Origin of the sequence: Pseudomonas sp. C6002 (genome assembly GCF_013385805.1) — a bacterium.
GTDB lineage: Bacteria > Pseudomonadota > Gammaproteobacteria > Pseudomonadales > Pseudomonadaceae > Aquipseudomonas.
On record NZ_JACAPH010000024.1, the window covers coordinates 77,615 to 99,122 of the forward strand.

The 21,508-nt window shown below is 58.5% G+C and carries 17 protein-coding genes and 2 tRNA genes; 18 read left to right on the forward strand and 1 reads right to left on the reverse strand.

Going from position 1 to position 21,508, the window contains the following annotated elements; genetic code table 11:
• Positions 1-11: 11 nt before the first annotated feature.
• The 7 genes from dnaK to HX817_RS16745 all read left to right on the forward strand — a co-directional run bounded on the left by dnaK (position 12) and on the right by HX817_RS16745 (position 9,815).
• The gene (dnaK, locus tag HX817_RS16715; RefSeq protein WP_003212222.1) at positions 12-1,928 is read left to right on the forward strand and encodes a molecular chaperone DnaK; all 1,917 of its coding nucleotides are present in this window, start codon (positions 12-14) and stop codon (positions 1,926-1,928) included.
• Between the two features lie 316 nt (positions 1,929-2,244).
• Positions 2,245-3,369: a molecular chaperone DnaJ gene (gene dnaJ / locus HX817_RS16720; RefSeq protein ID WP_003212219.1), complete on the forward strand. Its 1,125-nt coding sequence runs from the start codon at positions 2,245-2,247 to the stop codon at positions 3,367-3,369.
• A gap of 10 nt (positions 3,370-3,379) precedes the next feature.
• Positions 3,380-4,186 carry a 4-hydroxy-tetrahydrodipicolinate reductase gene (dapB, locus tag HX817_RS16725; RefSeq protein WP_003212216.1) on the forward strand — a complete coding sequence of 269 codons (807 nt, stop codon included), beginning with the start codon at positions 3,380-3,382 and terminating at the stop codon, positions 4,184-4,186.
• A gap of 259 nt (positions 4,187-4,445) precedes the next feature.
• Positions 4,446-5,582, forward strand: coding sequence for a glutamine-hydrolyzing carbamoyl-phosphate synthase small subunit (gene carA / locus HX817_RS16730; RefSeq protein WP_177040622.1), 1,137 nt, complete (start codon positions 4,446-4,448; stop codon positions 5,580-5,582).
• Positions 5,583-5,687: 105 nt separating this feature from the next.
• Positions 5,688-8,909, forward strand: a complete 3,222-nt coding sequence (gene carB / locus HX817_RS16735; protein ID WP_003212212.1) for a carbamoyl-phosphate synthase large subunit — start codon at positions 5,688-5,690, stop codon at positions 8,907-8,909.
• Positions 8,906-9,382, forward strand: coding sequence for a transcription elongation factor GreA (gene greA, locus HX817_RS16740; protein ID WP_003212209.1), 477 nt, complete (start codon positions 8,906-8,908; stop codon positions 9,380-9,382). Before carB ends, greA begins: the two co-directional genes overlap by 4 nt.
• 28 nt (positions 9,383-9,410) lie before the next feature.
• A complete protein-coding gene (locus HX817_RS16745; protein WP_003212207.1) occupies positions 9,411-9,815 on the forward strand; it encodes a hypothetical protein in 405 nt (134 codons plus the stop codon).
• An 8-nt stretch (positions 9,816-9,823) separates the two neighbouring features.
• Here HX817_RS16745 and yhbY read toward each other — a convergent pair whose 3' ends face one another.
• Positions 9,824-10,132, reverse strand: a complete 309-nt coding sequence (yhbY, locus tag HX817_RS16750; protein ID WP_003212205.1) for a ribosome assembly RNA-binding protein YhbY — start codon at positions 10,130-10,132, stop codon at positions 9,824-9,826.
• A gap of 105 nt (positions 10,133-10,237) precedes the next feature.
• On the opposite strand from yhbY, the gene rlmE reads away from it, so the two are divergent.
• The 11 genes from rlmE (at position 10,238) to infB (ending at position 21,381) form a co-directional block, all read left to right on the forward strand.
• Positions 10,238-10,888 (forward strand): 23S rRNA (uridine(2552)-2'-O)-methyltransferase RlmE, encoded by a 651-nt coding sequence (gene rlmE, locus HX817_RS16755; protein WP_003212203.1) that lies wholly within the window; start codon positions 10,238-10,240, stop codon positions 10,886-10,888.
• A gap of 200 nt (positions 10,889-11,088) precedes the next feature.
• The gene (ftsH, locus tag HX817_RS16760) at positions 11,089-12,999 is read left to right on the forward strand and encodes an ATP-dependent zinc metalloprotease FtsH (RefSeq protein ID WP_008436840.1); all 1,911 of its coding nucleotides are present in this window, start codon (positions 11,089-11,091) and stop codon (positions 12,997-12,999) included.
• An 8-nt stretch (positions 13,000-13,007) separates the two neighbouring features.
• Positions 13,008-13,859: a dihydropteroate synthase gene (folP, locus tag HX817_RS16765; RefSeq protein WP_177019337.1), complete on the forward strand. Its 852-nt coding sequence runs from the start codon at positions 13,008-13,010 to the stop codon at positions 13,857-13,859.
• Positions 13,860-13,875: 16 nt separating this feature from the next.
• Positions 13,876-15,213, forward strand: a complete 1,338-nt coding sequence (glmM, locus tag HX817_RS16770) for a phosphoglucosamine mutase (RefSeq protein WP_003212196.1) — start codon at positions 13,876-13,878, stop codon at positions 15,211-15,213.
• 66 nt (positions 15,214-15,279) lie between these two features.
• Entirely contained in the window at positions 15,280-16,035 is a 756-nt protein-coding gene (gene tpiA / locus HX817_RS16775) for a triose-phosphate isomerase (RefSeq protein ID WP_003212194.1), read from the forward strand.
• 4 nt (positions 16,036-16,039) lie between these two features.
• Positions 16,040-16,423: a preprotein translocase subunit SecG gene (gene secG, locus HX817_RS16780; protein WP_026078118.1), complete on the forward strand. Its 384-nt coding sequence runs from the start codon at positions 16,040-16,042 to the stop codon at positions 16,421-16,423.
• A gap of 21 nt (positions 16,424-16,444) precedes the next feature.
• Positions 16,445-16,530: transfer RNA gene (locus HX817_RS16785), tRNA-Leu, on the forward strand.
• A 96-nt stretch (positions 16,531-16,626) separates the two neighbouring features.
• Positions 16,627-16,703 (forward strand) — tRNA-Met (locus HX817_RS16790).
• 140 nt (positions 16,704-16,843) lie between these two features.
• The gene (gene rimP, locus HX817_RS16795) at positions 16,844-17,302 is read left to right on the forward strand and encodes a ribosome maturation factor RimP (RefSeq protein WP_003235029.1); all 459 of its coding nucleotides are present in this window, start codon (positions 16,844-16,846) and stop codon (positions 17,300-17,302) included.
• 47 nt (positions 17,303-17,349) lie between these two features.
• Positions 17,350-18,831, forward strand: coding sequence for a transcription termination factor NusA (gene nusA, locus HX817_RS16800; RefSeq protein ID WP_003212187.1), 1,482 nt, complete (start codon positions 17,350-17,352; stop codon positions 18,829-18,831).
• 27 nt (positions 18,832-18,858) lie between these two features.
• The gene (gene infB, locus HX817_RS16805; RefSeq protein WP_177040623.1) at positions 18,859-21,381 is read left to right on the forward strand and encodes a translation initiation factor IF-2; all 2,523 of its coding nucleotides are present in this window, start codon (positions 18,859-18,861) and stop codon (positions 21,379-21,381) included.
• Positions 21,382-21,508: the final 127 nt, after the last annotated feature.

Consider the following 21,508-nt stretch of genomic DNA (forward strand, 5'->3'; position numbering starts at 1 on the left):
GAGAGTAAATCATGGGCAAAATTATCGGTATCGACCTGGGGACTACCAACTCCTGCGTCTCCGTGCTGGAAAACGGCGTATCCAAAGTTATTGAAAACGCCGAAGGCGCACGCACCACTCCGTCCATCGTGGCTTATGCCAACGACGGCGAAATCCTGGTGGGCCAGTCCGCCAAGCGTCAAGCTGTGACCAATCCGCATAACACCCTGTACGCGGTGAAGCGTCTGATCGGTCGTAAGTTCGACGAAGAAGTCGTACAGAAAGACATCAAGATGGTCCCGTACAAAATCGCCAAGGCTGACAACGGTGACGCCTGGGTTGAAGTGAACGGCCAGAAAATGTCGCCGCCACAAATCTCGGCTGAAATCTTGAAAAAGATGAAGAAAACCGCCGAAGACTACCTCGGTGAAGCCGTGACTGAAGCGGTGATCACCGTTCCGGCCTACTTCAACGACAGCCAGCGCCAGGCGACCAAAGACGCCGGCCGTATTGCTGGCCTGGACGTGAAACGTATCATCAACGAACCAACCGCAGCCGCTCTGGCCTACGGTATGGACAAGGCCAAGGGCGACCACACTGTGATCGTTTACGACCTGGGTGGCGGTACCTTCGACGTTTCCGTGATCGAAATCGCTGAAGTCGATGGCGAGCACCAGTTCGAAGTGTTGGCCACCAACGGTGACACGTTCCTGGGCGGTGAAGACTTTGACATTCGTCTGATCGACTACCTCGTTGACGAATTCAAGAAAGAAAGCGGCATGAACCTCAAGGGTGACCCGCTGGCCATGCAGCGCCTGAAAGAAGCCGCTGAGAAAGCCAAGATCGAACTGTCTTCGAGCAATTCGACCGACGTGAACCTGCCGTACATCACTGCAGACGCTACCGGTCCTAAGCACTTGAACGTGAAAATCTCCCGCGCCAAGCTGGAAGCGCTGGTAGAAGACCTGGTTCAACGCACCATCGAGCCTTGCCGCATTGCGCTGAAAGACTCGGGTATCGACGTTGGCGCGATCAACGACGTGATCCTGGTGGGCGGTCAGACCCGTATGCCACTGGTTCAGAAGCTGGTTACCGAGTTCTTCGGTAAAGAAGCGCGTAAAGACGTGAACCCGGACGAAGCAGTTGCCATGGGTGCTGCCATCCAGGGTGCGGTATTGGCCGGCGACGTGAAAGACGTTCTGCTGCTGGACGTAAGCCCGCTGACCCTGGGTATCGAAACCATGGGCGGCGTGATGACTGCGCTGATCGAGAAAAACACCACGATTCCTACCAAGAAATCGCAAGTGTTCTCGACTGCCGACGACAACCAGGGCGCCGTGACCATTCACGTGCTGCAAGGTGAGCGTAAGCAAGCCGGTCAGAACAAGTCCCTGGGCAAGTTCGACCTGGCCGAGATTCCACCAGCACCACGTGGCGTGCCACAAATTGAAGTGACCTTCGACATCGACGCCAACGGCATTCTGCACGTAGGCGCCAAAGACAAGGCCACCGGCAAGACTCAGTCGATCGTGATCAAGGCTAACTCGGGTCTGTCCGAGGAAGAAATCCAGCAGATGATCCGTGACGCTGAAGCCAACGCTGACGAAGACCGCAAGTTCGAAGAGCTGGCCGCTGCCCGTAACCAGGGTGATGCACTGGTTCACTCGACTCGCAAAATGATCGCTGATGCTGGCGACAAAGTGACTGCCGAAGAGAAAACTGCAATCGAAGCCGCAGTAGTTGCCCTGGAAGCCGCCGTTAAAGGCGACGACAAGGCTGCTATCGAAGCCAAGGTTGAAGAGCTGTCGAAAGTCTCTGCGCCAGTGGCTCAGAAAATGTACGCCGAACAAGGCCAGCCGGCTGACGGTGCTGCACACCAGGCAGAACCTGAAGCCAAGCACGACGACGTTGTCGATGCCGAGTTCGAAGAAGTCAAAGACCAGAAGTAACTTGGTCGCCCGGTTGACCGCTCACAAGCGGTGACTGGTAGGATGTCGCCGCGCGGGAGCTTGCTCCCGCGTTGGCGTGTCTGGGGTACGCGAATTTTTACAGCATGCGACAACGCTCGGATGCTGGCGGTGTGATCGGGAATGCTCCTGCTTTCCGGACGACAGTCACCGCGTTTTTGGCCGGTTTCCGGTTGAAAGCAGTAACGACCAGGATCGTTGAATTGACGTGAGTTGGGTCCGGGCCTGTATTGGGGCTCAACGAGTTTGGCAAGGCTCAGGAGGGTTTTGCCGGACGTCCTTAAGAGTGCAAAGACTTATGGCAAAGCGTGACTATTACGAAGTGTTGGGTGTGGAGCGCGGCTCCAGCGAGGCGGACCTGAAAAAGGCTTACCGTCGCCTGGCAATGAAGCACCACCCGGACCGTAATCCGGATAGCAAAGAATCCGAAGAGCTGTTCAAAGAGGCCAATGAGGCCTACGAATGCCTGTGTGATCCGAACAAGCGCGCCGCTTACGACCAGTATGGCCATGCCGGTGTCGACCCAAGCATGGGTGGCGGCGGTGCCGGTTTCGGCGGGCAGAACTTCTCCGATATTTTCGGTGACGTGTTCAGCGACTTCTTTGGCGGCGGCCGCGGTGGCCAGCGTGGCGGTGCCCAGCGTGGCAGCGACCTGCGTTACACCCTGGAACTGAACCTGGAAGAAGCGGTGCGTGGCACCAGCGTCAATATCCGTGTTCCGACGCTGGTCAATTGCAAGCCGTGCGACGGTTCGGGCGCCAAGAAAGGCTCCTCGCCGATCACTTGCCCGACTTGCGGCGGTATCGGCCAGGTACGCATGCAGCAAGGCTTCTTCTCGGTGCAGCAAACCTGCCCGCGCTGCCACGGTCAGGGCAAGATCATTTCCGATCCGTGCGACTCGTGCCACGGCGAAGGGCGTGTCGAAGAGTACAAGACCCTCTCGGTGAAAGTGCCGGCGGGTGTTGATACCGGCGACCGCATTCGTCTGTCGGGCGAAGGCGAGGCGGGCACTCAGGGCGGCCCGACGGGCGACCTGTATGTGGTGATCAATGTGCGCGAGCACTCGATCTTCCAGCGCGACGGCAAGCATCTGTTCTGTGAAGTGCCGATCAGCTTTGTCGATGCGGCCCTGGGAGGCGAGCTTGAGATTCCGACGCTGGACGGTCGGGTCAAGCTGAAGATCCCTGAGGGTACGCAGACCGGCAAGCAATTCCGTATCCGTGGCAAAGGCGTTGCGCCGGTGCGCGGTGGCGGTGCTGGTGACCTGATGTGCCGTGTGGCGGTAGAGACGCCGGTGAACCTGGGGCGTCGTCAGCGCGAACTGCTGGAAGAATTCCGCAGCTCCCTGGCCGGCGATGACACTCATTCGCCAAAAACCACCGGCTGGTTCGAAGGCGTGAAGCGCTTCTTCGGCGACCTGTAAGGAAGTGAGTATGCGACGTATCGCGGTGATGGGCGCTGCCGGGCGCATGGGCAAGACCCTGGTCGAGGCCGTGCAGGCGCGCTCGCCGGCCTCCGGGCTGACGGCGGCGATTGTTCGTCCCGGCAGCACCTTGATTGGTGCGGACGCCGGTGAGTTGGCGTCCCTGGGGCGGATCGGCGTTTCGTTGTCCGGCAATCTGGAGCAGGTTGCCGACGAGTTCGACGTGCTGATCGATTTCACCCTGCCGGACGTGATGCTGAAAAACCTGGCGTTCTGCCGCAAGGCGGGCAAGGCCATGGTGATCGGCACAACGGGCCTGAGCGCCGAGCAAAAGCAGCTGCTGGTGGAGGCGGGCAAGGATATTCCAATCGTGTTCGCGGCCAATTTCAGCGTCGGCGTCAATCTGTCGCTGAAGTTGCTCGACATGGCGGCGCGGGTGATGGGTGATGAGGCTGACATCGAGATCATCGAGACTCATCACCGGCACAAGATCGATGCGCCGTCCGGTACGGCATTGCGTATGGGCGAGGCGATTGCCGATGCCCTGGGTCGTGACCTGTCGAAGGTGGCGGTGTATGGCCGTGAAGGTCATACCGGGGCTCGCGCCCACGACACCATCGGTTTTGCCACCGTTCGCGGCGGTGATGTGGTGGGCGATCACACCGTGCTGTTCGCAACCGAGGGTGAGCGTCTTGAGATCACCCACAAGGCGTCTAGCCGCATGACGTTCGCCAAGGGTGCCGTGCGTGCGGCGCTGTGGCTTGAGGGTCGTGCGCCGGCCCTGTACGACATGCGCGACGTGCTGGACCTGCATTAAGAAGTAGCTAAAACGGGGTCTCAGGAATATGCTGAGGCCCCGTTTTTACCCGCTAGGCGACGTCCTGTCGCATTCCCCTGCCTTTAAGGCTCATTAGCGGTGGACCAAAAAAGCCTTTTTCTGTAAGCTACAGCTTTAGTGTGTCCACTAAAAGCGCGCAGAATAATTCAGTGAAGAAGCGGGGTGACGTGTCCATACGTCACTCCGCTTTTTTACAACCTGCGATCGCCCTTTCAGGCTTTATTTACGGGAGGTCTTCTTGACTAAGCCAGCCATACTCGCCCTTGCTGATGGCAGCATTTTTCGCGGCGAAGCCATTGGAGCCGACGGTCAGACCGTTGGAGAGGTGGTGTTCAACACCGCCATGACCGGCTATCAGGAAATCCTTACTGATCCTTCCTACGCCCAACAGATCGTTACCCTGACCTATCCGCACATCGGCAACACCGGTACTACACCGGAAGACGCCGAGTCTGATCGTGTCTGGTCGGCTGGCCTGGTCATTCGTGACCTGCCACTGGTAGCGAGCAACTGGCGTAACACGATGTCCCTGTCCGATTACCTGAAAGCCAACAACGTTGTGGCGATCGCCGGTATCGATACGCGTCGCCTGACACGCATCCTGCGTGAAAAAGGCTCGCAGAACGGCTGCATCATGGCCGGTGACAACATCTCCGAAGAAGCAGCGATCGCAGCGGCCCAAGGTTTCCCTGGCCTGAAAGGCATGGATCTGGCGAAAGTCGTCAGCACCAAGGAAACGTACGAGTGGCGCTCCACCGTCTGGGACTTGAAGACCGACAGCCACGCGACCATCGACGCTTCCGAACTGCCGTACCACGTCGTGGCCTACGACTACGGTATCAAGCACAACATCCTGCGCATGCTGGTCGAGCGCGGTTGCCGCGTGACCGTGGTGCCTGCGCAGACCCCGGCCAACGACGTATTGGCCCTGCAGCCGGACGGCGTGTTCCTGTCCAACGGCCCGGGTGACCCGGAGCCTTGCGACTACGCCATCAAGGCGATCAAGGAAGTGCTGGAAACCGAGATCCCGGTATTCGGCATCTGCCTCGGCCACCAGCTGCTGGCCCTGGCTTCCGGCGCCAAGACCCTGAAAATGGGTCACGGCCACCACGGTGCCAACCACCCGGTGCAGGACCTGGACACTGGGGTCGTGATGATCACCAGCCAGAACCACGGTTTTGCGGTGGATGAAGCGACGCTGCCGGGCAACGTCCGGGCGATTCACAAGTCGCTGTTCGACGGTTCCCTGCAAGGTATCGAGCGCACCGACAAGAGCGCGTTCAGCTTCCAGGGCCACCCTGAAGCAAGCCCGGGCCCGAACGACGTAGCGCCGCTGTTCGACCGTTTCATCAATGAGATGGCCAAGCGACGCTAACTGAGCGGCCTGAGGGCGGCCCGGGAAACCGGCGGCCCCCTCGGGCTCTTCAAAGATTGTTCAAGACGGCTTGCCGACTGACCTGCGGATTTGAGTGACAAACCCATGCCAAAACGTACAGACATAAAAAGCATCCTGATTCTCGGCGCTGGCCCGATCGTGATCGGCCAGGCCTGCGAATTCGACTACTCCGGCGCCCAGGCCTGTAAAGCCCTGCGCGAAGAGGGCTACCGCGTCATCCTGGTGAACTCCAACCCGGCCACCATCATGACCGACCCGGACATGGCCGACGCCACCTACATCGAGCCGATCAAGTGGCAGACCGTTGCCAAGATCATCGAGAAAGAGCGTCCGGACGCACTGCTGCCAACCATGGGTGGCCAGACCGCCCTGAACTGCGCACTGGACCTGGAGCGCGAAGGCGTCCTGGAGAAGTTCGGCGTAGAGATGATCGGCGCCAATGCCGACACCATCGACAAGGCTGAAGACCGTTCGCGTTTCGACAAGGCCATGAAGTCCATCGGCCTTGATTGCCCGCGTTCCGGTATCGCCCATAGCATGGAAGAGGCCAACGCGGTCCTGGAGCGCCTGGGCTTCCCGTGCATCATCCGTCCGTCCTTCACCATGGGCGGCACCGGCGGCGGTATCGCTTACAACCGTGAAGAGTTCGAAGAAATCTGCGCCCGCGGCCTGGACCTGTCTCCGACCAAAGAGCTGCTGATCGACGAATCCCTGATCGGCTGGAAAGAATATGAGATGGAGGTTGTCCGCGATAAGAAGGACAACTGCATCATCGTCTGCTCGATCGAAAACTTCGACCCGATGGGCGTGCACACCGGTGACTCGATCACCGTTGCGCCGGCACAGACCCTGACGGACAAGGAATACCAGATCATGCGTAACGCCTCTTTGGCGGTGCTGCGTGAGATCGGTGTGGAAACCGGTGGCTCCAACGTCCAGTTCGGCATCTGCCCGGACACTGGCCGCATGGTTGTGATCGAGATGAACCCGCGCGTATCGCGTTCTTCGGCGCTGGCATCGAAAGCTACCGGCTTCCCGATTGCGCGCATCGCCGCCAAGCTGGCGATCGGTTACACCCTGGACGAGCTGCAGAACGAAATCACCGGCGGCGCAACGCCAGCTTCCTTCGAGCCGTCGATCGATTACGTCGTCACCAAGCTGCCACGTTTCGCTTTCGAGAAATTCCCGAAAGCCGACGCCCGCCTGACCACTCAGATGAAGTCGGTCGGTGAAGTCATGGCCATCGGCCGGACCTTCCAGGAGTCCCTGCAGAAAGCCCTGCGCGGCCTGGAAGTGGGCGTTTGCGGTCTGGACGAGAAGCTCGACCTGAGCAACCCGGAAAGCATGAGCGTGCTCAAGCGCGAGCTGACCGTGCCGGGTGCCGAGCGTATCTGGTACGTGGCCGATGCTTTCCGCGCCGGCATGACCGTCGAAGACATCTTCGGCATGAACATGATCGACCCGTGGTTCCTGGTGCAGATCGAAGATCTGATCAAGGAAGAAGAGAAGGTCAAGACCCTCGGTCTGTCCTCCATCGACCGCGACCTGATGTTCCGCCTCAAGCGCAAAGGTTTCTCCGACATGCGTCTGGCCAAGCTGCTGGGCGTGACCGAGAAGAACCTGCGCACCCATCGCCACAAGCTGGACATCTTCCCGGTCTACAAGCGCGTTGATACCTGTGCGGCCGAGTTCGCCACCGACACCGCATACATGTACTCCACCTACGAGGAAGAGTGCGAAGCCGCGCCGTCGGGCCGCGACAAGATCATGATCCTGGGCGGCGGTCCAAACCGTATCGGCCAAGGCATCGAGTTCGATTATTGCTGCGTACACGCCGCTCTCGCCCTGCGCGAAGACGGGTACGAGACCATCATGGTCAACTGCAACCCGGAAACTGTTTCTACTGACTACGACACTTCCGACCGTCTGTACTTCGAGCCGGTAACGCTGGAAGACGTACTGGAAATCTGCCGTGTCGAGAAGCCAAAAGGCGTGATCGTCCAGTACGGCGGCCAAACCCCGTTGAAACTGGCGCGCGCACTTGAAGCTGCTGGCGTGCCGATCATCGGTACCAGCCCTGACGCTATCGACCGCGCCGAAGACCGTGAGCGCTTCCAGCAGATGGTTGAGCGCCTGAACCTGCGTCAGCCGCCAAACGCCACTGTGCGCAGCGAAGACGAAGCGATCCGCGCGGCCAGCAAGATTGGTTACCCGCTGGTGGTGCGTCCGTCCTACGTACTGGGCGGCCGGGCGATGGAAATCGTCTACGAAGAAGACGAACTCAAGCGTTACCTGCGTGATGCGGTGAAAGTGTCCAACGACAGCCCGGTGCTGCTGGACCACTTCCTCAACTGCGCCATCGAGATGGACGTGGATGCGGTCTGCGACGGCACCGACGTGGTGATCGGCGCGATCATGCAGCACATCGAACAGGCTGGCGTTCACTCCGGTGACTCCGCTTGCTCGCTGCCGCCCTACTCGCTGCCTGCACACATCCAGGACGAGATGCGCGAACAGGTCAAGAAAATGGCCCTGGAGCTGGGCGTGGTCGGCCTGATGAACGTACAGTTGGCGCTGCAAGGCGAAGACATCTACGTCATCGAAGTCAACCCGCGCGCCTCGCGTACCGTGCCGTTTGTTTCCAAGTGCATCGGTGTTTCCCTGGCAATGATTGCTGCCCGTGTGATGGCCGGTAAGACCTTGAAGGAAATCGGCTTCACCAAGGAAATCATTCCGAACTTCTACAGTGTGAAAGAGGCGGTGTTCCCATTCGCCAAATTCCCTGGTGTGGACCCGATCCTGGGCCCGGAGATGAAGTCCACCGGTGAAGTGATGGGCGTGGGCGATACCTTCGGTGAAGCATTCGCCAAAGCCCAGATGGGCGCCAGCGAAGTGTTGCCTACCGGCGGTACTGCGTTCATCAGCGTACGCGATGATGACAAGCCACTGGTTGCAGGTGTGGCCCGTGATCTGATCAACTTGGGCTTCGAAGTCGTGGCCACTGCCGGGACCGCCAAGCTGATCGAGGCTGCCGGCCTGAAAGTGCGTCGCGTGAACAAGGTGACGGAAGGCCGTCCACACGTGGTCGACATGATCAAGAATGACGAAGTCACCCTGATCATCAACACCACCGAAGGTCGCCAGTCGATCGCGGACTCCTACTCCATTCGTCGTAACGCCTTGCAGCACAAGATCTACTGCACCACCACCATTGCTGCTGGCGAAGCTATCTGCGAAGCGCTGAAGTTCGGTCCTGAAAAAACCGTGCGTCGCTTGCAGGATCTACACGCAGGATTGAAGGCATGATCAAATACCCAATGACCGTCCAGGGCGCAAAAGCCCTGGAAGAAGAGCACGCCCACCTGACCAAGGTCGTCCGTCCAAAGCTAAGCCAGGACATCGGTACGGCCCGGGAATTGGGTGACCTGAAGGAAAACGCTGAATACCATGCTGCCCGCGAGCAGCAAGGTATGGTCGAGGCACGGATCCGTGACATCGAAGGCCGCTTGCAGAATTCGGTGGTTATCGACGTCACGACCATCCCGCATACCGGCAAGGTGATTTTCGGCACCACCGTGGAAATCGCCAACGTCGAGACTGACGAAAGCGTGGTGTACCACATCGTGGGTGAAGACGAGGCCGACTTCAAACTCGGCAAGATCTCCGTCGGTTCGCCGCTGGCCCGCGCCTTGATTGCCAAGGAGGAGGGTGACGTGGTGGCCGTCAAGACGCCTGGTGGCGTGATCGAGTACGAGATTGTCGAAGTTCGTCACATCTGAAAGACGGCGCCCGCTTCGTGCGGGCGCCATGCTTTGGCAGTTTGCCCAGATGCTTTGGGTTGGCGGCCTATGGCTGTTACATATTGGTGTGCTGCCGGCGCTGGGCCTGATTGGCCTGGCACCGTTGCTGATCGATGAGGTCAGCGGATTATTAAGCGCGTTGCTGGTAGGTTTTGCAGCGGCGTGTGTGACGCTTCAGGCGCTGGTGCTGATCAAGGCCGAAGGCTTGGGGAGTCTGTGGCGGGATATTCGCGGGCAACTGCTGTTGATGGCGCTGTATGCGTGCGCAATGTTTTGCGTGGTGCGCATCTTTCTGCCGGAGGCGTTGCGCTGGCAGCTGTTCAGCTATCTTGTGCTAGGGTTTTCCGGGTTGGTGCTGGTTGTACAGCCGGCGCCAGGATGGAGTGGCAGGGCGTGCGAAGCACGCCCGTGACCCTTGTTTCACTTGAAGCGGTGTACGTTCGACAGTTGCTTGTTGGCGCTGAAGTTCTTGCGATACAGCAGCGCCATCTTGCCGATGACCTGAACCAGGTCCGCTTTGCCAGCCTTGCACAGTTCTGCAATAGCTGCCAGGCGCGCCTCGCGATCAAGGATGCTGACCTTGATCTTGATTAGCTCGTGATCGCCCAATGCGCGTTCAAGTTCGGCTAACACACCTTCAGTCAAACCGTTGTCAGCCACAATCAAAACTGGTTTCAGATGGTGGCCAATGGATTTGTACTGTTTCTTCTGCTCTTGAGTGAGCGGCATAATCTGACCCCTGCGTCTGATCTTGTAAAAAGCGGCGGCCAGTTTACCCGAGCGAGTCCGGGACCGCCCAGTTAATCACGACCCGTTTTACTTTCGAGGTGGCCCGTGGCCCGTTCCAAAACTAGCCTTAAGTGGCTGCAAGAGCATTTCAACGACCCTTACGTCAAAATGGCGCAAAAGGATGGCTACCGTTCCCGGGCCAGCTACAAACTGCTGGAGATCCAGGAAAAGGACAAGCTGATCCGTCCTGGCATGAGCGTTATCGACCTGGGTGCCGCCCCGGGTGGCTGGTCCCAGGTGACCAGTCGTCTGATTGGTGGACAAGGCCGTTTGATCGCTTCCGACATCCTGGAAATGGACAGCATCCCTGACGTGACCTTTGTTCACGGCGATTTTACCCAGGACGAAGTGCTGGCACAGATCCTTGAGGCCGTCGGAAATTCGCAGGTAGACCTTGTGATTTCCGATATGGCCCCCAATATGAGTGGATTACCGGCTGTTGATATGCCGCGAGCCATGTTCCTGTGCGAATTGGCACTGGACCTGGCAGGACGGGTACTGCGTCCGGGTGGTGACTTCCTGGTCAAGGTCTTCCAGGGTGAAGGCTTCGACGAGTATCACAAGAACATCCGCAAACTGTTCGACAAGGTACAGACACGCAAGCCTGACTCTTCCCGGGACAGGTCTCGCGAGCAGTATTTGCTGGGTCGCGGCTTCCGTGGCATTGAAGGCGCTGCCAGTGAAGAGCGTTTTTGAGAAATTTGACGGAGGCGATAGGTTTTTTTATATCGCTTTCGTCACGAAGCTTTACGAATATTGTGTAGTCAAAGTTTCACAAAGGGTTACAGACGGCGCCTGCCAGAGTTGTAGGTAATGTAGTAAGTTAGGCCGGTGAATATCATGCGAAGCACGCGCCAGTAGCGGAGCTTGCTTCAGAGGGTAGTTAATTGAACGATATGGCAAAGAATCTGATCCTGTGGTTGATCATCGCGGCTGTCCTCGTGACGGTGATGAACAACTTCTCCAGCCCTAACGAGCCGCAGACCCTCAACTATTCCGACTTCATCCAGCAAGTTAAGGATGGCAAGGTCGAGCGCGTAGCAGTTGATGGCTACGTGATTACCGGCAAGCGCAACGATGGCGACAGCTTCAAGACCATCCGTCCGGCAATCCAGGACAATGGCCTGATCGGCGACCTGGTGGATAACCACGTGGTTGTCGAAGGCAAGCAGCCTGAGCAGCAGAGCATCTGGACCCAGCTCCTGGTGGCCAGCTTCCCGATACTGGTGATTATCGCCGTGTTCATGTTCTTCATGCGCCAGATGCAAGGTGGTGCGGGAGGCAAGGGCGGGCCGATGAGCTTCGGCAAGAGCAAGGCGCGCCTGCTTTCCGAAGATCAGGTGAAAACCACCCTGGCTGACGTTGCCGGTTGCGACGAAGCCAAGGAAGAAGTGGGCGAACTGGTTGAGTTCCTACGCGATCCGGGCAAGTTCCAGCGCCTGGGTGGCCGTATTCCTCGCGGTGTGCTGATGGTTGGCCCGCCAGGTACCGGTAAAACCCTGTTGGCCAAGGCCATTGCCGGCGAAGCCAAAGTCCCTTTCTTTACCATTTCCGGTTCCGACTTCGTCGAAATGTTCGTCGGTGTAGGTGCCAGCCGTGTTCGCGATATGTTCGAACAGGCCAAGAAGCACGCTCCGTGCATCATCTTCATCGATGAAATCGACGCCGTTGGTCGCCATCGTGGCGCCGGCATGGGCGGCGGTCATGATGAGCGTGAGCAGACGCTTAACCAGTTGCTGGTTGAGATGGACGGCTTTGAAATGAACGACGGCATCATCGTGATCGCTGCAACCAACCGTCCAGACGTACTCGACCCCGCTTTGCTGCGTCCGGGCCGTTTTGACCGTCAGGTCGTTGTCGGGTTGCCAGACATCCGTGGTCGTGAGCAGATCCTGAAAGTACACATGCGCAAAGTGCCAATGGGCGACGACGTGGCTCCGGCCGTGATTGCCCGTGGTACTCCAGGCTTCTCCGGTGCCGACCTTGCCAACCTGGTGAACGAGGCGTCGCTGTTTGCCGCCCGTACCGGCAAGCGCATCGTTGAAATGAAGGAGTTCGAGCTGGCGAAAGACAAGATCATGATGGGCGCCGAGCGCAAATCCATGGTCATGTCCGAGAAAGAGAAGCAGAACACCGCTTATCATGAAGCCGGTCACGCCATTGTTGGTCGCGTTGTGCCTGAGCATGACCCGGTCTATAAGGTATCGATCATTCCTCGTGGCCGGGCGCTGGGCGTCACCATGTTCCTGCCGGAAGAGGATCGCTACAGCCTCTCCAAGCGTGCCTTGATCAGCCAGATCTGCTCGCTGTATGGCGGCCGGATCGCCGAAGAGATGACCCTGGGCTTCGACGGTGTTACCACCGGTGCCTCCAACGACATCATGCGTGCCAGCCAGATTGCGCGGAACATGGTGACCAAGTGGGGTCTGTCGGAGAAACTCGGTCCTTTGATGTATGCCGAGGAAGAAGGCGAAGTATTCCTGGGTCGCGGTGGTGGTGGTCAAGCTGCCAGCTTCTCCGGCGAGACAGCCAAGCTGATCGACTCCGAGGTGCGCAGCATCATTGACCAGTGCTACGGCACGGCCAAGCAGATCCTCACCGACAACCGCGACAAGCTCGACGCCATGGCTGATGCCCTGATGAAGTACGAGACCATTGATGCCGAGCAGATTGACGACATCATGGCCGGTCGTACGCCTCGCGAGCCTCGCGATTGGGAAGGTGGTTCGGGTACTTCGGGCACGCCGCCAGTGGTACAGAACGAACGCCCTGAAGCCCCGATCGGCGGCCCTGCTGCTGACCATTAAGGTTTGAAATGACTTCTGCGTTGTCCTCGACCCGGTTGCCTTGCGGCAGCCGGGTTCTTGATTTGGCCCATACACACGTTATGGGCATTCTTAATGTAACCCCTGATTCCTTTTCCGATGGTGGTCGCTTCAGTCAGCTTGATGTTGCGTTGCGCCATGCGGAAGCGATGGTGGCTGCCGGTGCGACTCTGATTGACGTCGGTGGCGAATCAACCCGGCCCGGCGCGCGCGCAGTTTCTCCCCTGGAGGAGCTGGAACGGGTTGCTCCGATTGTCGAGCGCGTCCATCAAGAGCTGGACGTCATCATCTCTGTCGACACCTCGACCCCTGCCGTTATGCGCGAAACTGCGCGGCTGGGTGCAGGGTTGATCAACGATGTGCGCTCTTTGCAGCGCGATGGCGCTCTGGATGCGGCCGCCGCGACGGGGCTGCCGGTTTGCCTGATGCATATGCTTGGCGAGCCGGGCACGATGCAGGACGACCCGCATTACGACAATCTGGTCGGTGAAGTGAAAGGCTTCCTTGCTGAGCGCATGGCTCAATGCGCGGCGGCGGGGATTGCTCCCGAGCGGATAATCCTCGACCCGGGATTTGGCTTTGCCAAGACCTTGCAGCACAATTTAAGCCTGTTCAAGCATATGGAATCCCTGCATGCCCTTGGTCGCCCCTTGTTGGTCGGGGTTTCGCGCAAGAGCATGATAGGTCTGGCGTTGAATCGTCCCGTGGGTGAGCGGCTGCATGGCGGCCTGGCACTTGCGGCACTTGCCGTGGTCAAGGGGGCGCGCATCTTGCGCGTGCATGACGTGGCCGAGACGATAGATGTAGTGCGGATGATCGCAGCGGTTGAATCAGCCGAATAAGAATGATGGAGCACTTATGACTAAAAAGTATTTTGGCACCGATGGCATTCGCGGTCGGGTCGGCGAATTCCCGATTACTCCCGATTTCATGCTCAAGCTGGGCTGGGCCGCCGGCATGGCGTTCCGCAGCATGGGGGCCTGCCGTATCCTGGTGGGTAAGGACACGCGTATCTCGGGTTATATGTTTGAGTCTGCGCTGGAGGCAGGTCTGTCTGCTGCCGGCGCTGATGTGATGCTGTTGGGGCCGATGCCTACGCCAGCGATCGCTTACCTGACGCGTACCTTTCATGCTGAAGCCGGTATCGTGATCAGCGCTTCGCACAATCCCCACGATGACAACGGCATCAAGTTCTTCTCAGGCCAGGGCACCAAGCTGCCGGATGAGATCGAGCACATGATCGAAGAGTTGCTGGATGCGCCGATGACCGTCGTCGAATCGAGCAAGCTGGGCAAGGTTTCGCGGATTAACGACGCTTCCGGCCGTTACATCGAGTTTTGCAAAAGCAGTGTGCCTAGCAGCACCAATTTTGCCGGGTTGAAGGTCGTCATCGACTGCGCCCACGGCGCGACGTACAAAGTCGCACCGAGTGTGTTCAAGGAGCTTGGCGCAGACGTTACTGTACTGTCGGCGCAGCCGAACGGCCTGAACATCAACGACAACTGCGGCTCAACCCACATGGGGCAGTTGCAGGCGGCTGTCCTGGCTGAGCATGCCGACTTGGGCATCGCGTTCGATGGTGATGGCGACCGCGTATTGATGGTCGACCACACTGGCGCGATCGTCGATGGCGACGACCTGTTGTTCATCATCGCCCGTGACCTGCATGAGCGTAACAAGCTGCAAGGCGGCGTCGTCGGTACCTTGATGAGCAATCTTGGCCTGGAGCTGGCCCTGGCAGATCTGGGGATCCCGTTTGTGCGCGCCAATGTCGGTGACCGCTACGTGATTGCCGACCTGCTGGAGCGTAATTGGCAGGTGGGTGGCGAAAATTCCGGTCATATCGTCTGCTTCCAGCACACGACTACCGGGGATGCGATCATTGCGGCGCTGCAGGTGCTGCTGGCGCTGCGTCGCCGTGAAGAAAGCCTGGCCCAGGCGCGGCAGGCGTTGCGCAAGTGCCCGCAAGTGCTGCTCAACGTGCGCTTTGCAGGCGGTGACAACCCTATCGAGCATCCGGCTGTCAAAGAGGCCAGTGAGCGCGTGACTGCCGCCATGGCGGGGCGTGGTCGGGTCTTGCTGCGCAAGTCGGGTACCGAGCCTTTGGTGCGTGTAATGGTCGAGGGCGAGGACGAAACACAGGTTCGCGGCTATGCCGAAGAGCTGGCAAAACTGGTAACTGAAGTTTGCGCCTGAATTCGGCTTGCCAGTGATGATGTGGTTGGGTAACATCTGCGCCCACTTTGACCGACGAGGTACAGCATGCGTCGCACTATGGTAGCTGGTAACTGGAAGATGCACGGTACCCGCGCCAGTGTCGCTGAGCTGATCAATGGCCTTCGTCATTTGGCCTTGCCTAGCGGTGTTGATGTCGCGGTATTCCCGCCTTGCTTGTATATCAATCAAGTGATTGATGGCTTGAAAGGCAAGTCGATCCAGGTCGGCGCGCAGAACTCTGCGGTGGAATCCATGCAAGGTGCGTTGACCGGTGAGATTGCACCGAGTCAGCTGGTTGATGCGGGTTGCTCCCTGGTGCTTGTTGGGCACTCCGAGCGCCGCCAGATCATGGGCGAGCGTGATGGGACACTCAATCGCAAATTCGCGGCGGCACAGGCTTGCGGCTTGGTTCCGGTGTTGTGCATAGGGGAGACCCTTGAGCAGCGTGAGTCCGGTAAAACTCTTGAGGTTGTCGGGCGTCAGCTGGGCAGCATCATCGAGGAGCTGGGAGTCGGTGCCTTTGCAAATGCAGTAATTGCTTACGAGCCGGTCTGGGCCATTGGCACCGGGCTGACTGCTTCGCCGCAACAGGCGCAGGATGTGCACGCAGCCATCCGCGCGCAGTTGGCGGCAGAGAATTCTGAGGTCGCACGAGGTGTGCGGCTTCTATACGGCGGCAGCGTGAAGGCGGCCAATGCGGTCGAACTGTTCGGCATGCCGGATATCGATGGGGGGCTCATTGGTGGGGCTTCCCTGAATGCAGATGAGTTCGGTGCGATTTGTCGCGCCGCGGGAAACTGAAAAAATGCTGGAAACAGTCATCGTTGTTTTTCATCTGCTGGGTGCACTGGGCGTAGTTGCTCTGGTTTTGCTGCAGCAGGGTAAAGGTGCGGACGCTGGTGCGTCTTTCGGGGCAGGTGCTTCAAATACTGTGTTCGGAAGCCAAGGTTCCTCTACCTTTCTTAGTAAGTTTACTGCTATACTTGCCGCCGGTTTCTTCATAACCAGCTTGGGGTTAGGTTACTTTGCTAAAGAGAAAGCTCATGTGCTGACTCAGGTAGGTCTCCCAAACCCAGCAGTGTTGGAAGTACCAAAAGCAAAACCGGCTTCTGATGATGTCCCGGTGCTTCAAGAGCAAAAGTCGGCTACTCCAGCGACTGACGTACCTCCAGCTCAAGAGCAGAAGTAAGAAGGTTGTAAACGCTGTATTGCCGAGGTGGTGGAATTGGTAGACACGCAACCTTGAGGTGGTTGTGCCCATAGGGTGTAGGGGTTCGAGTCCCCTTCTCGGTACCAATTATCAGGAGAGCCCGCTGTTGCGGGCTTTCTTGTAGGTGGAAGGTTACATTGACCCTGTAAGGGATCGGTCGTATACTTCCGCCCCAGCTTTGTCGCGGGGTGGAGCAGTCTGGTAGCTCGTCGGGCTCATAACCCGAAGGTCGTCGGTTCAAATCCGGCCCCCGCAACCAGTTTTAGCGGAGCCCCTTTTAAGGGGCTTTTTGTTAGCTGGACACTTTCAACGCCGCTGTTCGACGGCGTTTCAAGGATGGGCGTTTCGCCCATTTTTTTATTTTGCACAGCATGCACATACATGCACGAGGGGGTTCAGGTGTCGAGCAAGCTAGAAGAGTTGCAGGCCTTGTTGGCCCCGGTGGTCGTGGCCCTAGGCTATGAATGCTGGGGTATTGAGTTTTCGGCTCAAGGTCGCCACTCAATGTTGCGCGTTTATATCGATAAAGAGGGCGGCGTGCTGGTGGACGATTGTGCCATTGTCAGCCGTCAGATCAGCGGTGTCCTGGATGTTGAAGATCCGATCTCCGTTGAATACACCCTCGAAGTTTCCTCGCCTGGCATGGAACGCCCACTGTTCACTATTGATCAGTTTGCAAAATTTGCCGGTGAACAAGTGAAGATCAAGCTGCGCTCTCCCTTTGAAGGGCGACGCAACTTTCAGGGCCTTCTGCGCGGTGTAGAAGAGCAGGACGTCGTGGTGCAGGTAGAAGACCATGAGTTCCTGTTGCCGATCGATATGATCGACAAGGCCAACATTATTCCCAGTTTTGACTGAGACGCGGATCCCGCGGATCCAATGGCTTGCGAAAGGCGAGGCGTACGATGAGCAAAGAAGTACTGCTGGTTGTTGAGTCGGTATCCAATGAAAAGGGCGTACCGGCAAACGTGATTTTTGAAGCGCTGGAGCTGGCCCTGGCCACTGCTACCAAAAAGCGTTTTGAAGACGAAGTTGATCTGCGTGTGGAAATCAACCGCCACACCGGTGCCTACGAGACTTTCCGTCGCTGGACGGTCGTCGAAGAAGCCGATCTTGATGATCCGGCCATCGAAACCTGGCCGAGCAAGGTTGCTGAAACGCATCCGGGCGCCCAGGTCGGTGATGTCGTCGAAGAAAAGATCGAATCCATCGAGTTCGGCCGCATCGCTGCACAGACTGCCAAGCAAGTCATCGTGCAGAAGGTCCGCGAAGCCGAGCGCGCTCAAGTCGTTGACGCTTATCGCGAGCGTCTGGGGGAAATCATCTCCGGCACCGTGAAAAAAGTCACTCGCGACAACGTGATCGTCGACCTGGGTAACAACGCTGAAGCGTTGCTGGCCCGCGAAGACATCATTTCCCGCGAAACTTTCCGGGTTGGCGTGCGCTTGCGTGCGCTGCTCAAGGAAATCCGCACCGAGAACCGCGGCCCTCAGTTGATCCTGTCGCGTACCGCGCCGGAAATGCTGATCGAGCTGTTCCGCATCGAAGTGCCGGAAATTGCCGAAGGCCTGATCGAAGTCATGGCTGCGTCCCGCGATCCGGGTTCACGCGCCAAGATCGCGGTCCGCTCCAAGGACAAACGCATCGACCCGCAAGGCGCTTGCATTGGTATGCGCGGTTCGCGCGTCCAGGCAGTGTCGGGCGAATTGGGCGGTGAGCGTGTGGACATCGTCCTGTGGGACGATAACCCTGCGCAGTTCGTGATCAACGCAATGTCGCCTGCTGAAGTGGCGGCAATTATCGTTGACGAGGATGCCCATGCAATGGACATCGCCGTTGGCGCAGACAATCTGGCTCAGGCCATCGGTCGCGGTGGTCAGAACGTACGTTTGGCCAGCCAGTTGACCGGCTGGACCCTGAACGTGATGACCGAATCGGACATCCAGGCTAAGCAGCAAGCAGAAACCGGTGACATCCTGCGCAACTTCATCGACGAGCTGGAAGTCGACGAAGACCTGGCACAGGTGCTGGTAGATGAAGGCTTCACCAGCCTGGAAGAGATTGCCTACGTACCGTTGGAAGAAATGCTCAACATCGACGGCTTTGACGAAGACACCGTCAACGAGCTTCGCGCTCGGGCCAAGGATCGTTTGTTGACTAAAGCCATCGCTACTGAGGAAAAGCTGGCAGACGCCCATCCGGCCGAAGACCTGCTCTCGCTTGAGGGTATGGACAAGGATTTGGCGATGGAACTGGCGGTGCGCGGCGTAATTACCCGCGAAGACCTGGCCGAGCAGTCTATTGACGACCTGCTCGACATCGACGGCATTGACGATGATCGTGCCGGCAAGTTGATCATGGCCGCCCGAGCCCATTGGTTCGAGTAATTAGGCGCGGCCTGAGGAGAGAAGTGCATGACGCAAGTCACGGTGAAACAACTGGCCGATGAGGTCAAAACACCGGTAGAGCGCCTGTTGCAGCAGATGCGTGAGGCAGGTCTGCCGCACACCGCCGCCGATGAAGGTGTGAGCGATAGTGAGAAGCAGTCTTTGCTGACTCACTTGAAGAGCAGCCACAAGGCGAAAGTGGAAGAACCGCGCAAGATTACATTGCAGCGCAAAACCACCAGCACCCTGCGTGTTGCTGGCAGCAAGAGCATCAGCGTTGAAGTACGCAAGAAGAAAGTCTTCGTACAGCGCAGCCCGGAAGAAATCGAAGCCGAGCGCAAACGCGAACTGGAAGAACGTCGCGCAGTAGAAAATGCTGCTCGTCAGAAGGCTGAAGAAGAAGCCAAGCGTCGCGCCGAAGAAGAAGCGCGTCGCCAGCCTGCTGCTGCGCAACCTGCTAACGCTGAGGCCGTTGCTGCGCCTAGCGCGCCTGTTGAAGCTGTTCGTGAGGCCGCTCCGGTTGCCGCCGCGCCAGCTCCTGCAGCCGACGCTCGCAAACGCGAAGAACCTCGCCGCCCGGACAAACCACGTGCCGACGATAACAATCGTCGTGGCAGTGGCGATGGTGAGCGCAAAAACGCTCCACATCGTGCTTCGGTCAAAGAGAAGGCGCCAGCGCCACGCGTTGCCCCACGTACTACCGACGAAGAAAGCGACAGCTTCCGTCGCGGTGGTCGCGGCAAGGCCAAGCTGAAGAAGCGCAACGCCCACGGTTTCCAGAGCCCAACCGGCCCTGTCGTGCGTGATGTGCAGATCGGCGAGACCATCACTGTTGGCGACCTCGCCAATCAGATGTCGGTCAAGGCTGCTGAAATCATCAAGTTCATGTTCAAACTGGGTACCCCAGCGACCATCAACCAGGTACTGGACCAGGAAACTGCCCAACTGGTTGCTGAGGAGCTGGGCCACAAAGTGACCCTGGTCAGCGACACCGCCCTGGAAGATTCCCTGGCCGAGTCCCTGAAGTTTGAAGGCGAGACTTTCTCCCGTGCGCCAGTCGTGACCGTAATGGGCCACGTTGACCATGGTAAGACCTCGCTGCTCGACTATATCCGTCGTGCCAAGGTAGCTGCAGGCGAAGCCGGCGGCATCACCCAGCACATCGGTGCATACCACGTTGAAACCGAACGCGGCATGGTCACCTTCCTCGACACCCCTGGTCACGCCGCGTTTACCGCCATGCGTGCCCGTGGTGCCAAGGCGACTGACATCGTGATCCTGGTAGTTGCGGCGGACGACGGCGTAATGCCGCAGACCATTGAAGCTGTCCAGCACGCTAAAGCCGCTGGTGTTCCTCTGGTTGTTGCAGTGAACAAAATCGACAAGCCGGGCGCCGATCTCGATCGCATCCGTAGCGAACTGTCGGTTCACGGCGTGACTTCCGAAGAGTGGGGCGGTGATACGCCATTCGTTTCGGTTTCGGCGAAAGTCGGTACCGGTGTAGACGAACTGCTCGAAGCTGTCCTGCTGCAAGCCGAAGTTCTTGAACTGAAAGCAACTCCATCGGCCCCGGGTCGTGGTGTTGTGGTTGAATCGCGTCTCGACAAGGGGCGTGGCCCGGTTGCAACCGTTCTGGTTCAAGACGGTACCCTGCGCCAAGGCGACATGGTCCTGGTCGGTTCGAACTATGGCCGTGTACGTGCCATGCTCGACGAGAACGGCAAGCCAATCAAGGAAGCCGGTCCTTCCATCCCTGTCGAGATCCTCGGCCTGGACGGTACCCCGGACGCTGGCGACGAGATGAGCGTGCTGTCGGACGAGAAGAAAGCCCGTGAAGTGGCTCTGTTCCGTCAAGGCAAGTTCCGCGAAGTCAAGCTGGCCCGTGCTCACGCCGGCAAGCTGGAAAACATCTTCGAGAACATGGGCCAGGCAGAGAAGAAGACGCTTAACATCGTCCTCAAATCTGACGTTCGTGGTTCCCTCGAAGCGTTGAACGGCGCCTTGAATGGCCTGGGTAACGACGAAGTGCAAGTGCGTGTGGTCGGCGGCGGTGTCGGTGGTATCACCGAATCCGATGCCAACCTGGCGCTGGCCTCCAACGCTGTACTGTTCGGCTTCAACGTGCGTGCCGATGCTGGCGCACGGAAGATCGTCGAGCAGGAAGGCCTGGACATGCGTTACTACAACGTCATCTACGACATCATCGAAGACGTCAAGAAAGCCCTCACCGGCATGCTTGGCAGCGACGTCCGGGAGAACATCCTGGGTGTGGCCGAGGTGCGTGACGTGTTCCGCTCGCCGAAATTCGGCGCGATCGCCGGTTGCATGGTTATCGAAGGTGTTGTGCACCGTAACCGTCCAATCCGTGTACTGCGTGAAGACATCGTTATCTTCGAAGGCGAGCTGGAATCCCTGCGCCGCTTCAAGGATGACGCTTCCGAAGTACGTGCCGGCATGGAATGCGGTATTGGCGTCAAGAGCTACAACGACGTCAAGGCGGGTGACAAGATCGAAGTCTACGAGAAGGTCCAGGTTGCTCGCAGCCTCTAACTCGCGTACTTCAAGGGCCACGCAGCGCCCGGGCATGCAAATGCCCGGCGCTCTGTCCGGACTCTAAACGCAACGCCCGGTCTGGCTTTTGTCAGGCCGGGCGTTTGCCGCTTTCAGACCCCACGGG

Coding starts and splice junctions, on each gene's coding strand:
- dnaK (WP_003212222.1), top strand. CDS start 12: ATGGGCAAAATTATCGGTATCGACCTGGGGACTACCAACTCCTGCGTC.
- dnaJ (WP_003212219.1), top strand. CDS start 2,245: ATGGCAAAGCGTGACTATTACGAAGTGTTGGGTGTGGAGCGCGGCTCC.
- dapB (WP_003212216.1), top strand. CDS start 3,380: ATGCGACGTATCGCGGTGATGGGCGCTGCCGGGCGCATGGGCAAGACC.
- carB (WP_003212212.1), top strand. CDS start 5,688: ATGCCAAAACGTACAGACATAAAAAGCATCCTGATTCTCGGCGCTGGC.
- greA (WP_003212209.1), top strand. CDS start 8,906: ATGATCAAATACCCAATGACCGTCCAGGGCGCAAAAGCCCTGGAAGAA.
- HX817_RS16745 (WP_003212207.1), top strand. CDS start 9,411: ATGCTTTGGCAGTTTGCCCAGATGCTTTGGGTTGGCGGCCTATGGCTG.
- yhbY (WP_003212205.1), bottom strand. CDS start 10,132: ATGCCGCTCACTCAAGAGCAGAAGAAACAGTACAAATCCATTGGCCAC.
- ftsH (WP_008436840.1), top strand. CDS start 11,089: ATGGCAAAGAATCTGATCCTGTGGTTGATCATCGCGGCTGTCCTCGTG.
- folP (WP_177019337.1), top strand. CDS start 13,008: ATGACTTCTGCGTTGTCCTCGACCCGGTTGCCTTGCGGCAGCCGGGTT.
- glmM (WP_003212196.1), top strand. CDS start 13,876: ATGACTAAAAAGTATTTTGGCACCGATGGCATTCGCGGTCGGGTCGGC.
- tpiA (WP_003212194.1), top strand. CDS start 15,280: ATGCGTCGCACTATGGTAGCTGGTAACTGGAAGATGCACGGTACCCGC.
- secG (WP_026078118.1), top strand. CDS start 16,040: ATGCTGGAAACAGTCATCGTTGTTTTTCATCTGCTGGGTGCACTGGGC.
- nusA (WP_003212187.1), top strand. CDS start 17,350: ATGAGCAAAGAAGTACTGCTGGTTGTTGAGTCGGTATCCAATGAAAAG.
- infB (WP_177040623.1), top strand. CDS start 18,859: ATGACGCAAGTCACGGTGAAACAACTGGCCGATGAGGTCAAAACACCG.